Annotated in this window: 12 protein-coding genes and 1 tRNA gene; 9 read left to right on the top strand and 4 right to left on the bottom strand. The window is 53.0% G+C overall.

Features of this window, described 5'->3' with window-relative positions:
* Window positions 1–11: 11 nt before the first annotated feature.
* Entirely contained in the window at window positions 12–692 is a 681-nt protein-coding gene (locus VOI14_RS04155) for a GntR family transcriptional regulator (protein WP_323750764.1), read from the bottom strand.
* Between the two features lie 231 nt (window positions 693–923).
* Between VOI14_RS04155 and galU the strand changes: the two genes are divergently transcribed.
* Window positions 924–1,760: a UTP--glucose-1-phosphate uridylyltransferase GalU gene (gene galU, locus VOI14_RS04150; protein WP_323750763.1), complete on the top strand. Its 837-nt coding sequence runs from the start codon at window positions 924–926 to the stop codon at window positions 1,758–1,760.
* 11 nt (window positions 1,761–1,771) lie between these two features.
* Here galU and VOI14_RS04145 read toward each other — a convergent pair whose 3' ends face one another.
* Window positions 1,772–2,188 (bottom strand): XRE family transcriptional regulator, encoded by a 417-nt coding sequence (locus VOI14_RS04145; protein ID WP_323750762.1) that lies wholly within the window; start codon window positions 2,186–2,188, stop codon window positions 1,772–1,774.
* A gap of 367 nt (window positions 2,189–2,555) precedes the next feature.
* Between VOI14_RS04145 and VOI14_RS04140 the strand changes: the two genes are divergently transcribed.
* Both VOI14_RS04140 and VOI14_RS04135 read left to right on the top strand, forming a co-directional pair.
* Window positions 2,556–3,515, top strand: a complete 960-nt coding sequence (locus tag VOI14_RS04140) for a DMT family transporter (RefSeq protein WP_323750761.1) — start codon at window positions 2,556–2,558, stop codon at window positions 3,513–3,515.
* Between the two features lie 45 nt (window positions 3,516–3,560).
* Window positions 3,561–3,637: transfer RNA gene (locus VOI14_RS04135), tRNA-Val, on the top strand.
* 225 nt (window positions 3,638–3,862) lie between these two features.
* Here VOI14_RS04135 and VOI14_RS04130 read toward each other — a convergent pair.
* Both VOI14_RS04130 and VOI14_RS04125 read right to left on the bottom strand, forming a co-directional pair.
* On the bottom strand, window positions 3,863–5,182 hold the full coding sequence (locus VOI14_RS04130; protein WP_323750760.1) for a DcaP family trimeric outer membrane transporter: 1,320 nt from the start codon (window positions 5,180–5,182) through the stop codon (window positions 3,863–3,865).
* Window positions 5,183–5,715: 533 nt separating this feature from the next.
* Entirely contained in the window at window positions 5,716–7,728 is a 2,013-nt protein-coding gene (locus VOI14_RS04125; RefSeq protein WP_323750759.1) for an acetoacetate--CoA ligase, read from the bottom strand.
* 280 nt (window positions 7,729–8,008) lie between these two features.
* Between VOI14_RS04125 and VOI14_RS04120 the strand changes: the two genes are divergently transcribed.
* From VOI14_RS04120 to VOI14_RS04095, 6 genes are all read left to right on the top strand, one after another.
* The gene (locus tag VOI14_RS04120; protein WP_323750758.1) at window positions 8,009–9,268 is read left to right on the top strand and encodes a branched-chain amino acid ABC transporter substrate-binding protein; all 1,260 of its coding nucleotides are present in this window, start codon (window positions 8,009–8,011) and stop codon (window positions 9,266–9,268) included.
* A 130-nt stretch (window positions 9,269–9,398) separates the two neighbouring features.
* Entirely contained in the window at window positions 9,399–10,655 is a 1,257-nt protein-coding gene (locus VOI14_RS04115; RefSeq protein ID WP_323750757.1) for a branched-chain amino acid ABC transporter substrate-binding protein, read from the top strand.
* Window positions 10,656–10,724: 69 nt separating this feature from the next.
* Window positions 10,725–11,669 carry a branched-chain amino acid ABC transporter permease gene (locus VOI14_RS04110; RefSeq protein ID WP_323750756.1) on the top strand — a complete coding sequence of 315 codons (945 nt, stop codon included), beginning with the start codon at window positions 10,725–10,727 and terminating at the stop codon, window positions 11,667–11,669.
* A gap of 35 nt (window positions 11,670–11,704) precedes the next feature.
* Window positions 11,705–12,979: a branched-chain amino acid ABC transporter permease gene (locus VOI14_RS04105; protein ID WP_323750755.1), complete on the top strand. Its 1,275-nt coding sequence runs from the start codon at window positions 11,705–11,707 to the stop codon at window positions 12,977–12,979.
* Window positions 12,976–13,731 carry an ABC transporter ATP-binding protein gene (locus tag VOI14_RS04100; protein ID WP_323750754.1) on the top strand — a complete coding sequence of 252 codons (756 nt, stop codon included), beginning with the start codon at window positions 12,976–12,978 and terminating at the stop codon, window positions 13,729–13,731. The genes VOI14_RS04105 and VOI14_RS04100 overlap by 4 nt, the downstream gene beginning before the upstream one ends.
* Complete coding sequence (locus VOI14_RS04095) at window positions 13,731–14,429, top strand: ABC transporter ATP-binding protein (RefSeq protein WP_323750753.1); 699 nt, start codon at window positions 13,731–13,733, stop codon at window positions 14,427–14,429. The genes VOI14_RS04100 and VOI14_RS04095 overlap by 1 nt, the downstream gene beginning before the upstream one ends.
* Window positions 14,430–14,444: the final 15 nt, after the last annotated feature.

Raw genomic sequence — 14,444 nt, 5'->3', positions numbered from 1 at the left:
TTACCTCTTAATCAGATAGTTAACACGCCTTCTTGAATCTTTTTCTCAATATTTTGGCGTGCGGCGTTGATGTGTCTTTTCATAAGAAATTCGGCGAGTTCACCATCACGCTGGGCGATGGCTTCAACGATACGGCGATGTTCACCCAGCGCCATATGAGGGCGCCCGGCAGATGTGCTTAACCGATAGCGGTACATCCGAACCATGTAATAAAGATCGCCCAGAAGCATCTGAGCCAGCTTGGTGTTTCGGCTTCCGGTCGCAATTCGGTGGTGAAAGTCGTAATCGCCCTCGGCCTGATAATAGGCTTGACCACGAGCTTCTTCGATCATGGTTTCATGGCTGTCGAGAGTGGCCCGCAGATCGCGAATCTCCTCATCGGTCATGCGCTCGGCCGCTTGCCGCGCCGCAAGACCTTCCATCACTTCACGAATACGGTACAGCTCTATCAATTCGTCAGCACTGACAGAGACCACCTTTACTCCAGCGTGAGGACGGCGCACAAGCAACCCTCGCGACTCCAGACGGCCCAACGCTTCCCTCAGCGGCCCTCGCGTCAGGTTAAATCGAGAGCAGAGCTCTACCTCACCAATTTTCTCACCCGGCGCCAAATCACCTTTTACGATTGCTGTTTGCAAACAATCGAATGCTTCATCGGCACGGGTTTGGGTCTGCAACTGAACTTCAGCCATATTTTGTTAACAATCCAAGGTTTGATGAATCGGAAACTACGCCTCAACACACGGATTGTCAACAATACAGCGTACGGCCAAAGTATAATTGGTGGCAGGTGACCCAATAAAATCTACCCGCCTTCTTTATATACCCACGAAACCCTCCATTTAGTGGAATAACTTCGCTACACTTATCGCACTTTGTGGGAAGGCTCCCAACAAGCACGAATCGAATGAAGGATGAACGATATGATCAAGAAGTGTCTCTTCCCCGTCGCCGGTTATGGCACACGTTTCCTCCCGGCCACCAAGGCTATGCCGAAAGAAATCCTGCCAGTTGTTAACAAGCCGCTGGTTCAGTATGGCGTCGAGGAAGCCTCAGAGGCGGGCATAAGCGAATTCGGATTCGTGACGGGTCGCGGCAAGCGCGCCATCGAAGACCACTTCGACATCAGTTACGAGCTGGAACACCAGATTGCCGGTTCAGGTAAAGAAGGTCTGCTAACTTCCATTCGCGACCTGATTGATAACAACACCTTCGCCTTCACCCGCCAGAGCGAGATGAAAGGCTTGGGGCACGCCATTCTGACCGGTAAAAACCTGGTAGGAGACAATCCGTTTGCGGTGGTTCTGGCGGACGATTTCTGCGTTGGCCCCGAGGATGACGACGGCGTATTAAGCCAAATGGTGAAACTGTACAACCAGTTTCGCTGCTCTATCGTCGCCATTGAAGAAGTGCCAATTGATGAAACCCATAAGTACGGCGTGATTGCTGGCGAATCCATGAAAGACGGCCTGTACCGCATCACCGACATGGTTGAGAAGCCAGCGCCCGAGAACGCCCCAAGCAACCTGGCCATCATCGGCCGCTACATCCTGACTCCGGATATCTTTGATATTCTGGAGCGCACGCCTCCTGGCAAAAACGGCGAGGTACAAATCACCGATGCCTTGCTTGAACAAGCCAAAAACGGCTGTGTACTGGCATATCAATTCAAGGGCAAGCGCTTCGACTGCGGCAGTATCGATGGCTTTGTTGAAGCCACCAATTACGTGTACGAAAACATCTATAAGAAAGGTAACTGAGGGCTTCGGGCCTAACCCCCTAACAACTGCAGCACCATGCGCCGGTTGTCCGTTGACGCTTTACGGAACCGGCGCAGAATTTCGATATCTTCATCTGACAACTGCACGCGCTCTAGCTCCTGCTCCAACTCTTTAAGCGCCTCTGCCAAACCGTCACCGTTGCTAACCACCAATCCCGGTAACTCCAGCTGATCGGCATCTGCGCCTTCGTTCATATCCAGCATCTGTTCCAGGGGCGTTTCTGTTTTCACACACAGATCCAACAGCTCAGCCACCCCCGGATAGCTGCGATGCTTTGGCTCAAGCGCCTCCCAGCGCAGAACTAAATCCTCCTCTACGCCACACATAGCGGCAACATCCGAACAGGAAAGTTGGACCGATTCGCGAAGATAACGTAGACGACGATGAAACGACTGCAGGTACCGCATCCTGTTGCCCCTGACCTGTTCTAACCATGACTGTTAAAGCCGCGGATTGTTATGCGTGACGGTAAACACTATGCGGAAATGTATCGTATATGTCGCTTTAAGCACAATGCGTTACTGCGGATAACGTATATCGCCAATGATCGTCGTATTGAGGGATGGCCGCCCGGTGCGCCATACCTCTCCTCTAACCATCGGGTCAGATAAGACCAGCCTATCCAACCTGCTAAACACCACCCTGAATAACTAAAGAGCCCACCCTCTCGGCTCATGGACGAGCCACTCTCTCTCGGTTTTCGCTGCTTTCTTTTTTAGCCACCTAACGATAAATTGGGCCACCTTTTTGATCTAAGCAGGCCCCTTTTCAATCATGTCTGACGCTCACAAATCCGACGTTCTGCTCGTTATCGTCACTCTTCTTGCAGCAGTCGGCTGGATGCTTTCAAAAGAAGCGGTATTGATGATGCCGCCCCTGCTGTTTATGGCTATCCGATTTTTGATCGGCGGAGCAGTGCTGATGCTGTTAGCTCTGCCCACACTTAGCCGCCTGAGCTCAGACCAAATCCGGCGCAGTGTTGGCGTTGGGGCGGTATTCGGAATTGCAATGACCTGCTGGATCATGGGCCTTTTCCATGGCGACAGCATGGGCGAAGGGGCTTTCCTGACCAGTTTGGGCGTGGTCATTGTGCCGGTACTGGCACGGCTGGTGTTTGGTGAAGCGCAGCCTATGAGTACATGGCTCGCCATACCGATCGCAGTATCCGGGCTGGCTTTGCTTTCATTGGAAAACGGATTCCGGCCAGACCCAGGCCAACTCTATTTTGTGATGGCCGCGTTTATCTTTGCCCTCTATTTCACCCTGAACACCCGAACCGCCAACCAACGGACAGTGGTTAACAAACACGGTGAAACCGTCGAGAAAAAGAAGGTCCCTGCCCTCCCGCTCACCGCCATGGCACTCCTGACAGTCGGCGTAGTCACTCTAGCGGAATCAGCGATCGCTGAACCTTGGGCATCCAGCCTCGCTAACCCACAGCCGATGTTGTACGTGTGGGTGTTGGCCAGCGCCATCATCGCCACGGCGGGACGTTTTCTGCTACAAACCTACGCTCAGAGCCTATCCGCACACAGTCACGGCGTGGTCATTCTGATACTGGAACCTGTATGGGTTGCGCTGTTTGCCGCAGGCTGGTTTGGAGAGACGATGACCCTCCTACAAGTCGCTGGATGCGGCCTTATATTCGCTGCGTTACTGGTCAATCGTTGGAATGCCCTGAGCCGTGCTATCAAAGGCTTGATGAAAGTGAAAAATACGCCTCAAAGTAGTTGACCAGTAACGGGATAATCAGTATATTTCGTCCCCGTTGCAGCACATAGGACCATAGCTCAGTTGGTTAGAGCGCTACCTTGACATGGTAGAGGTCGGCAGTTCGAATCTGCCTGGTCCTACCACTTTTAATAAGTCACGTGGAACCTGCAAACCTCTTCGCAATATTTTCGCCCCCCTCTTGTACAGTGTTTATTCCAGATCTCACAAACGCGTTGCACAACTGCAGCCAAGGCGCTTCCTCGTGCCAGCGTTCAGCAAACCTGCACAGAACCCTTATCACTAAAATACCCCTCACTCGGAGGGGTATTTTTAGCTGATCACACTGCGATTAAAACAATCGCTCCTGATCAGAAAGACAGCGTGGCGCAAGCCATCACCTGCTCATACTGCGTGCTGCCACTACCCACAATCTCGCCAAAATCCCAGTACGCGTATTCAATGCCCAGCGTGAGATTCTCATGAGCCGACCACAGCAAGTTGGCGTGTACCGATGTAGAGCTATCAAAGTAACTTAAAGTCCCCGCGGGCGAGGCGCTGAGATCGTCTAGAATTTCCGTATGTGAAACCGTCAGGTTTGAGCGCCAGGAAGGCGTCCAGAAATGACGATAGGCGGCAGTTGCACCAAATGTCTTGAGCGGATCAACCGTTCCTCCGGCCTGAGCGGCCAGATCGACATCAGGGTATGTGAAAAGCCCCATATAACGGCCCAGAGCACCGTAGCTGTACTGCAGCCTCAGGTCATCTCTTCCAATGGTCGGAATACGAGCACTTAGAGAAACAGCGCCACTGGTCTTGGTCTCGTCAGCCGCATTATCCTCAAAATGACGCAACACCCCGGCGATAGAATAAAAACCGTAGTTACCACGAATTTGATAGCGAACCGCCAAGTCCGGATAGGACTGATCATCGTAAGAGTGATCCGGTGTCGAGCGGAAGCCGTCCTCTGGATTTTCCAGGGCGACCATAATCTTCCCGCCAGGTGCGGCCATATTGTATCGAATCATTGGCTGAGTGGCGTAAATGAAGGCAGCCATCTTGCCCTGGTTCAGAATTTCCGGCAGCGCAGCGAGATCCGTGAAGGTGGTGTAGGTCTGACCGAAGTCCCAGTTATTCCAGGACCCGTAAGCCTGACGCAGACGTGGCGAATAGCTGTTGGAAACCGTCTCATTACCAAGCGCATTCTGATCGTTGTTGAAATCCATCTCAAGGTAGGTGGTTAACGTGTGGCCAGCTACACCTTCAGTTTTAGTACCAAAGCTGAAGCGCGATTCCCGGGCACTGAACCCTGTCTTCCAATCACTTATGTCTGAGTTAGCCGCCGTTGCAAAATTACGGGCTAAACCTGTGGAATAGGCATTCTTTGTGCCATTCCCGCCAAGACCCGCGATAACATCAGCCTTGATAAAACCACCAAAAGAAAGCGTTGTGCCGCCGATTTTGATACCGCTACCGTCACGCACCAAGTAGGGGTTGTCACGCCCAAGCTCAGGCGCCGTGTCCAAGCCATCAAGCCTTGCTTCAAGCGCTTCCACATGACTCCGCAGCTCTTGAAGCTCAGCGTTATCTTGGGCAAGGGCATTGGTCGCACCTAAAGTCGCCAGAGGCAACGATGCGGCGACAATCGACTTTACGAGTGTCCTAGTGGAAAAGCTCTTTGTTGTTGTCATCTTTATCCTCACACAAATGGGTTTTTTATTTATTTTTTAGAAGCACCGGCGCCAGCTGTCACACCCCACCTACAAACATCTATTCCGCTGAGCGGAACAAAAAGCTGCCACGAAGATGTGTTTGAAAAGTTGCATGCAGCACCCGGAATCTCGAATATAGACAAAGCTTTTTGGTTCAACAACCCTACATAGCTACTAATATCAGCCACCCACCCCCCAAATTCCCGCCAACATCCTTTCAAAAACGGCGCCAATACTAGTTTTGAAGGGGAATTACCAAGTTCTGCTATGCGGTATATATTTTTGTTTAAATAAACGAGGGGTTATTCAACGAAGGGAAAAAACTGAAGAAGAACTCACTTTCTGTGACGAGGCGGGAGGGTTTTCTGTAAAAAGCTGCTGGCCGATTTTGCCGCTAACGTAAAGGGCTTCATCGCTCAACTAGAGAGCACCATCGGCGATGGAAAGGACAACCAGGAAAGCAAAGGAACACAGGGGGCAGCGTCCGCTTAGGACAACCGCCCCCTTTGACCCTACGCGACGGGTGCAGTACCCCTTTCCCGAGCGTAGCTAATGTAGAAATCCAGGCTATCCGGGTTAGCCATGGCATCCGGGCTGGCCACCTGGGACAGAGGCTTGCCCAGCAGCAGCTTCCGAACAGGCAGTTCCATTTTCTTGCCAGTAAGGGTGTAAGGAATCTCCGTTGTCGCAATGATTTCGTTAGGCACATGGCGCGCAGAGAGATTGCTCCTGATAGCTGAACAGATCTTGGTTTTCAGGCCCTCGTCCAGAGCTGAACCTTCACGCAGCACGATGAATAACGGCATGTAGGACTCACGGCCAAGATACTCTAGGTCCACTACCAGCGAGTCCATCACTTCGGGGACTTCCTCCACTACTCTGTAGATCTCCCCCGTACCCATGCGAATACCCTGGCGATTGATGGTTGTATCTGAGCGCCCGTAAATGATTGCGCCTCCCCTAGGCGTAAACCGAATCCAGTCTCCGTGTCGCCAGATGCCCGGGAAGTGATCGAAGTAGCTGTCGTGATACCTGTGCCCGCCTTCGTCACCCCAAAAATACAGAGGCATGGATGGCATCGGTTTGGTGACGACAAGCTCACCCACTTCATCGTCCAGGGGGCGGCCATTATCATCAAAAGCATAAACGGCCGTACCCAAGCTTCGGCACTGCATTTCGCCCGCGTATACCGGCATTAAAGGGTTGCAACCCACATAGAAAGCCGCGATATCCGTACCACCGCTGATAGGCGCTACCCAAACATTGTCTCCAAGTTCATTCATGATCCACTTATAACCTTCATCCGGCAGCGGTGATCCGGTTGAACCGACCGAGCGAACTTGGCTGAGGTCCGCATACTCCCCGGGGTGTACGCCGCCCTTCTTACAGTTGAGGAAAAAGGCCGCACCGGCGCCAAAGAATGTCACCCCAGTCTCCCCCGCAAACCGCCAGAGCGTGCCCAGGTCCGGGTAACCCGGGTTTCCGTCATAGATGCAAATCGTCGAACCCAGCAGCAGGCCACCAACCTGTGCGTTCCACATGATCCAGCCGGTAGAAGTGAACCAGAGAAAACGATCGTCAGGCCCCAAGTCCATATGCAAGCCCTGCCCCTGCAATCCTTCAAGCAACGCGCCACCATGACTATGCACAATAGGCTTAGGCATGCCGGTGGTGCCAGAGGAATAAACAACCCACAGCGGGTGGTCAAAAGGCAGCTGTTCAAATGCCATAGGCTCGTTATGAGCCAGCATGTCCGACCAGGCAACGGAGCCATCGATAGAAGCGTCGTCATCCAGATATGGCAACAACACAACCTGCTCCAGAGTGGGCAGATCATCGTGCAGCTGCTTCAGCACATCCATACGATTGAAATCCTTGCCGCCATACCGGTAGCCATCCACCGCAATCAGAACCTTCGGGTCAATCTGGCGGAAGCGGTCGATAACACTGCGGGTTCCCATATCGGGCGAACAACTAGACCAGATCGCACCAATACTAGCGCAGGCATAAAAGGCTACGACGGCTTCGGGAATATTCGGCAGATACGCCACCACACGGTCTCCAGGCTCTACCCCCATTCTGCGAAGTTCATAAGCAAAGGAGGCCACCTGCTTTTTCATTTCACCCCAAGATAACTCCTGATGCCCTCGGGTTTCCGAGCGTGAAATAACGGCCGGTCGCTCCGGCTCATCCTCGTGGAAACGAAAAGCCTGCTCGATCATATTCAGGCGCGCGCCTTCAAACCACTTAGCACCGGGCATGTGGTGCCCGTCCAGCACCCGACTGTACGGTGCGGAATGCAAAATATCGAAATACTCCCAGAACGCTGCCCAAAAGTCCTCCAGACAGTCCACTGACCACTGCCAGAGGGCATTGTAGTCATCAAACGCCAACCCCTTATTATCGGCCAGCCACTGCATAAAATCGTACATGCGGCTGTTCTTGACCCGGGCCTGACTAGGCGTCCAGAGGGGGTTAAGGGAACTCTCATTCATTGGTAACTGATTGTTTTTATTGATCGTCATTCCAGATCCTCGCTCCATAGTTTTTGTGTTCGGGCTCGTCACAACCCCTCTCCTACCGCACTAATTCAAGTAAACCACTAAACCGAAAAGAAAAACAAACCTTCCAAAATTATCAAGCAAAATCATAATTTAACAATATAAACAAAATAAAGGTCCGCACAACGAAACTGCCTAGATCAGGTTGAAACAAACGGACACTGGTTATATATTCAGACTGCAGTCGAATAAATACAACAAAAATGCTGCCATGTCGGTATGGCGGCAAACCTAGGAGAAAACCATGCTACAAAACAAAAAAGCCGGTTTGCTCACAGGCACCTTGATTAGCCTCTCCATGGCTATGTCAGCTGGTGCCTATGCTGCTAAAGAAGACCCCATCCGTATTTCCTTTATCGAACCGCTTTCAGGTCCCTTTGCCAACGTGGGTGACGCGGGGCTGAAGCACTTCCGGTTCGCCGCAGACAAGATGAACCAAAGCGGGGGCATTCTCGGGCGGGATATCGAAATCATTGCCATGGACAACAAACAAAGCCCTTCCGAATCGGTACAGCTGGTCCAGCGGTCCGTTGATGAGGGCATCAAATTTGTCACTCAGGGCAACGGTTCCAATGTTGGCGGCGCGATGATTGAGGCGGTAGAGCGCAACAATCGCCGAAACAAAGACAATAAGGTGCTGTACCTGAACTACGCAGCCGTAGATCCTGCCCTTACCAATGAGCAATGCAGCTTCTACCACTTCCGCTTTGACGCCGCGTCCGACATTAAGCTCGAGGCGCTGTCCAACTACATGAAAGACCAGGAAGACATTAATAAAATATTCCTGGTGAACATGGATTACTCCCACGGCCATTTTATTTCCAAGCGCATGAAAGAGCTGGTGGACGAACGTTTACCGCAAGCTGAAATCGTCGGTGATGTTATGCACCCTATCGGCCAGGTTCGGGACTTCTCGCCCTACGTATCGCGCATCCAGCAATCCGCGGCAGACACTCTTGTCTCCGGCAACTGGGGCAATGACCTCTCTCTGTTGATTCGCGCCATCGACAGTGCCGGCCTCGACATCAAGATCCACACTTTCTACGGCGGCGGCCTTGGAACACCTGCGGCAGTGGGTCCCAGAGGGCAAGATATCCTCCACCAAATCACTGAGTGGCACGCCGACGTGAACGTTGACGAAGGTCTGGAGGAGTACGAAAACTGGTTCCGGGAATTCAAGAAACGCTACCCGGAAATCGATTGGTACTACCATCGCGTTTATAACCAGATGCACATGCTGAAAGCGGCCATCGAAGAAGTGGGCAACGCGGAAGACGTTGACGCTATCGCGAAGGCTCTGGAAGGCATGGAGTTTGAATCTCCCACCGGCACCATCACCATGCGTGCGAAAGACCACCAAATCCTGCAGCCCATGTACATCTCTGCTATGGACACTAACGCCAAGTACGATGCTGACAACTCAGGCGTAGGCTTCCGCACTGTAGCCAGCATTCCTGTCGAGCAGGCTACGGTCGAAACCTCGTGCAATATGAAACGTCCATAACTCGGGCATAAACTTCGGTGGCACCTGTGCCACCGAAGCATTCCAGCGAAGCAATCGCTTAATGCGGTTGAACAAATACAAGAACAAATGCCGCCTTACCTTAGTGGGGCGGCGCCACCAGGAGAAAATAATGCAACAAAACCCGAAAACCAGACTGCTCACCGGCCTAGCGGTTGGCCTGTCCTTAGCTACGTCACCTATCGCTCATGCCGAGGACGATCCGATCCGGATTTCCTTCATAGAACCGCTTTCAGGTCCCTTTGCCAACGTGGGTGACCTTGGGCTGAAGCACTTCCGGTTCACCGCTGAGAAGATGAACGAAAGCGGGGGCATTCTGGGGCGGGATATCAAGATTATCGCCATGGACAACAAGCAAAGCCCTTCCGAATCCGTACAGTTAGTTCAGCGGTCCGCGGATGAAGGCATCAAATTTGTCACTCAGGGCAACGGCTCCAATGTTGGCGGCGCGATGATTGAGGCGGTAGAGCGCAACAATCGCCGAAACAAAGACAATAAGGTGCTGTACCTGAACTACGCAGCCGTGGACCCTGCCCTTACCAACGAGCAGTGCAGCTTCTATCACTTCCGCTTTGATGCCGCGTCCGACATCAAACTGGAGGCGCTGTCCAACTACATGAAAGACCAGGAAGACATTAATAAAATTTTCTTGGTGAACATGGATTACTCCCACGGCCATTTCATTTCCAAGCGAATGACCGAACTGGTGGACGAACGTTTACCGCAAGCTGAAATCGTCGGTGATGTGATGCACCCCATCGGCCAGGTTCGGGACTTCTCACCCTACGTGTCGCGCATCCAACAATCCGGGGCGGACACCCTTGTCTCCGGTAACTGGGGCAATGACCTGTCTCTGCTGGTTCGCGCCATCGACAGTGCCGGCCTCGACATCAAGATTCACACCTTCTACGGCGGCGGCCTTGGAACACCCGCGGCAGTCGGCCTCAGGGGCGAAGGTATCCTCCACCAAATCACCGAGTGGCACTCCGACGTGAACGTTGACGAAGGCCTGGAGGAGTACGAAAACTGGTTCCGGGAATTCAAGCAACGCTACCCGGAAATCGACTGGTACTTCCATCGCGTTTATAACCAGATGCACATGCTGAAAGCGGCCATTGAGGAAGTGGGCAACGCGGAAGACATTGACGCTATCGCGAGGGCTCTGGAAGGCATGAAATTTGAGTCGCCTACCGGCACCATCACCATGCGAGCGAAAGACCATCAAATGCTTCAGCCTTTGTACATTTCCGTCATGGACGCCGGTGCTAAGTACGATGCTGACAACTCCGGCGTAGGCTGGGGTACGGTCGCCCAAATTCCGGTCGAGCAAGCGACCGTTGAAACCACCTGCAACATGAGACGCCCATAACCCCCCAAAAGCTCCGAAAGCGTAATTCGACTGAAGCACAACAAAAAACATACAGGAGTTCGTTTTACCATGCTCGAAACCATCGCTTACTCCATTTTTAATGGCGTACTCTACGGCACATTGCTGTTCATGATGTCCAGCGGCCTCACCCTGATTTTCGGGATGATGGGTGTGCTGAACTTTGCCCATGCCAGCTTCTACATGCTCGGCGCTTACTTCGCCTATACCCTTGGCTTAACGACAGGTTTCTGGCTCGCCCTGATTCTTGCTCCGATTGCCGTCGGGGCCATGGGCGCCCTGGTTGAGCGCTATGGTCTGCGCCGTGTACACCAATACGGCCACGTACCAGAGCTGCTTTTCACCTTCGGCCTGGCCTACGTAATTGAAGAGCTGGTCGCGCTCTTCTGGGGCACCGTCCCGATCCCCTATAAGGCTCCGGCTGTCATGAACACCACCGCCTTTACCATGTTTGACCTGGATTATTCCTGGTTCAAGGTGTTCATCCTGCTTGTAGCCGTCGCTATGTTTGTCGGACTGTGGCTACTATTGATGAAAACCCGCGCCGGGCAAGTCATACAGGCTGCCCTGTCCAGACCGGACATGGTTGGTGCCCTAGGTCACAACGTACCCCTGGTTTTCACGCTTGTCTTCGCCTTCGGCTGTGCACTGGCCGGACTCGGTGGCGTTGTGGGTGGCATCCAGTTTGTCACCGACCCCGGCATGGCGTTCATGATGGGCCCCATTGTGTTTGTTGTCGTGGTCCTGGGAGGGCTGGGTTCCGTTCCCGGCGCGCTGGTGGCGTCACTGATTATCGGCATACTCCAGACCTTCTTCCTGTCGATAAACTTCTCTCTGGCTGAAACCATCGGCACATTTAACATTGAAAACTCCGGATTCTTTGGCGTCCTCTGGCATATGGAAGCAACTCGCATCGCACCCGTGCTTCCATTCCTGCTGCTAGTACTCACCCTGATATTCAGGCCACGTGGCATTTTTGGGAAGCGTGAAGCATGACAACAACTACAACAAACTCTCAGGAAAATTCGTATATGGCTACGAACACTTCAGCAGCAGGACGTATCAACCTGCTGAAGCTATGGCCTTGGCTGGTCATACCGCTAATAGCTATCGTTCTGCCGTTTGTCTTTGACTCTGGCCACACCATTAATTTGCTCTGTCACATGGGCATCGCGATCATCTTCGCACTGTCCTACAACATGTTATTGGGCAACACCGGTCTGCTGTCATTCGGACATGCCGTCTATTTCGGCCTCGGCGCCTTTGTCGCCATGCACTTGCTACGCGCCATCAACGATGCGGGCGGCCAAGGATTACCGATCGAACTGCTCCCTTTGGTCGGCGCCGCCGCCGGTCTAGGCTTTGGAATAATCTTTGGCAGCTTCTCCGTGCGCCGTGCGGGGGTCGTTTTTGCCATGATCACACTAGGGCTTGGTGAACTGATGCACTCCAGTTCACTGATGTTCACCGACTTTTTTGGCGGTGAGGCCGGACTCTTCGGCTACCGCGATGAGGCGCCCTCTTTGTTTGGTGTGGATTACGCTCCGAGTAGAAATGTGTATTTTCTGGTGGTGGCCTGGACACTGATTGCGGCCATCCTGATGTACCTCCTGAAAAAAACACCGCTGGGCTGGATGGCCAACGCTGTTCGGGATAACCCTGAACGAGCCCAGTTTGTGGGCTATAACCCGACCATTGTTCGATACATCCAGTTTGTATTGTCAGCCTGTTTTGCGGGTCTGGCGGGCGGCCTTTTCGTGATCAGCAATGAAATTGTCAATGATGAAGTACTCGGACGACTCCAGTCAGGCGCCGTACTGCTGGGCACTTTCATCGGTGGCATTGGCTACTTTATCGGGCCTGTTGTCGGCGCGTCGCTTGTGTCGTTCCTAGAAAGCTCCCTGTCAGCTCACACCGAAGCCTGGGTGCTCTATTTTGGGCTGCTCTTTATCGCCATCGTGATGTTTGCGCCAATGGGTCTCGTTGGGATCATCCACACCCAGTACCTCAACTGGAAGGCCGGTGGCTGGAAAGGCAATACAGGTATCCGGCTGTATCTTCTTTTGTCAGGACTGGTGGGCATTTTTGGCCTGATCTGTGTGATCGAGCTGTCTTACCACTACTTCCGCAGCTGGGACCCCAGTGCTCCCTTTGTTCTGATGGGCTTCGATACTAATGCCACTCACCTGACGCCCTGGCTGGTCTCATTTGCTATCACCATCATTGGTTTCGGGCTGATGTGCCTCCATGGAAACCCACTATTAAAGCGCCACGTTAGCGCCAACTCTGACGGAGGCAAGGCATGACAAACCGCAACGCACTGGAACTCAAAGGTGTTAAGAAAAAATTCGGGCGTGCTGAAATCATCCGTGGCCTGAATCTTGAAGTCCGTGAGAATGAACGACATGTCATTATCGGCCCTAACGGGGCTGGTAAATCAACCATGTTCAACCTGATCAGTGGACGTCTGAAGGTTTCTGACGGCTCCATAAAGCTCTTTGACAATAACATTCACAACTTGCCCGCTCACAAGGTCAACCGCATGGGCCTGAGCCGCAGTTTCCAGGTGACAAACCTGTTTCAGAACATGACCGTCATGGAAAACTTGCGCTGCTCCCTGTTGTGGTCCGAAGGCCATAAATACGCCTTCTGGAAAAGTGTCATCGGCCAGGACAACGTGACTGAGCGAGCCTACGAACTTGCCACGCGTCTGAACCTTACCGAGCAGCTCACAACCCAGGTATCTCTTCTTACCTATGCCCAGCAGCGCTCTCTGGAGATAGGCTGCACGGTTGCCTCCGGCGCCAAGGTTATATTGCTGGATGAGCCCACCGCTGGCATGAGCCGTACCGAAGCTAATGATGTTGTTCAGCTAATCCAGCGAATGACCGGCGAAAACACGCTCATGGTCGTAGAGCATGACCTGAGCGTGGTCTTTGAGTTGGCGGACCGCATATCCGTACTGGTATACGGTGAAATCATTGCCACCGGTACCCCAGAGGAAATACGCAATAACGCGGCTGTTCAGGAAGCCTATCTCGGTACGGAGGTCCACTAATGCTAAAGATCCAGGATTTACACGCCTACTACGGCAAAAGCCATGTACTCCGTGGCGTAAACATGCACGTTGAGCGCGGCGAAATTGTCAGCCTGCTCGGTCGCAACGGGGGTGGCCGCACCACCCTTTGCAAAGCAATCATGGGGCTCGTCCCACCCGTTGGCCATGTGCAATTTGGCGACAAAACTCTTACGGGCTTGCAGCCTCACGAAATTGCTCATGCCGGCATTGGTTATGTACCTGAAGATCGCGCCATTTTCCCCGGGCTGTCTGTTCTGCAGAACCTTGAACTGGGCATGAAAAAAAAGGGGCAGACTGGCGACAAGTGGACTCTGGATAAGGTTTACGAGTGGTTTCCCCGCTTGAAGGAACGTGAGCACACACCGGCAGAGGTGTTGTCCGGAGGCGAGCAGCAGATGCTGAGTACATTCCGTGCCTTGATGGGAGACCCTCAGTGCATGCTGGTGGATGAGCCCACCGAGGGTCTGGCTCCGAAGGTCGTGGATGATGTCGCCGCCATTCTCAAACAAATGGCGGCAAACGGCCTGGCAGTGCTTCTGGTAGAGCAGAAACTCTCCATCGCTCTGGATGTTGCCGATCGGGTCTACATCATGGGCGACGGTGATATTGTTTTCGAAGGCACACCTGAAGAATTGCAGGACCACCCTGAAATCCGTAAAGAATGGCTGGAGGTCTAGGAGTTCGAATGCCCG

This window comes from Marinobacter sp. (genome assembly GCF_034669625.1).
In the GTDB taxonomy this organism is placed as follows: domain Bacteria; phylum Pseudomonadota; class Gammaproteobacteria; order Pseudomonadales; family Oleiphilaceae; genus Marinobacter.
Note: the sequence above shows the minus strand (reverse complement) of the source record. Positions and strands in the feature narration are given on the sequence as shown.

Excerpts from the sequence above, each read along its gene's own strand:
- VOI14_RS04155 (WP_323750764.1), bottom strand. The coding sequence starts at position 692 with ATGGCTGAAGTTCAGTTGCAGACCCAAACCCGTGCCGATGAAGCATTC.
- galU (WP_323750763.1), top strand. The coding sequence starts at position 924 with ATGATCAAGAAGTGTCTCTTCCCCGTCGCCGGTTATGGCACACGTTTC.
- VOI14_RS04145 (WP_323750762.1), bottom strand. The coding sequence starts at position 2,188 with ATGCGGTACCTGCAGTCGTTTCATCGTCGTCTACGTTATCTTCGCGAA.
- VOI14_RS04140 (WP_323750761.1), top strand. The coding sequence starts at position 2,556 with ATGTCTGACGCTCACAAATCCGACGTTCTGCTCGTTATCGTCACTCTT.
- VOI14_RS04130 (WP_323750760.1), bottom strand. The coding sequence starts at position 5,182 with ATGACAACAACAAAGAGCTTTTCCACTAGGACACTCGTAAAGTCGATT.
- VOI14_RS04125 (WP_323750759.1), bottom strand. The coding sequence starts at position 7,728 with ATGACGATCAATAAAAACAATCAGTTACCAATGAATGAGAGTTCCCTT.
- VOI14_RS04120 (WP_323750758.1), top strand. The coding sequence starts at position 8,009 with ATGCTACAAAACAAAAAAGCCGGTTTGCTCACAGGCACCTTGATTAGC.
- VOI14_RS04115 (WP_323750757.1), top strand. The coding sequence starts at position 9,399 with ATGCAACAAAACCCGAAAACCAGACTGCTCACCGGCCTAGCGGTTGGC.
- VOI14_RS04110 (WP_323750756.1), top strand. The coding sequence starts at position 10,725 with ATGCTCGAAACCATCGCTTACTCCATTTTTAATGGCGTACTCTACGGC.
- VOI14_RS04105 (WP_323750755.1), top strand. The coding sequence starts at position 11,705 with ATGGCTACGAACACTTCAGCAGCAGGACGTATCAACCTGCTGAAGCTA.
- VOI14_RS04100 (WP_323750754.1), top strand. The coding sequence starts at position 12,976 with ATGACAAACCGCAACGCACTGGAACTCAAAGGTGTTAAGAAAAAATTC.
- VOI14_RS04095 (WP_323750753.1), top strand. The coding sequence starts at position 13,731 with ATGCTAAAGATCCAGGATTTACACGCCTACTACGGCAAAAGCCATGTA.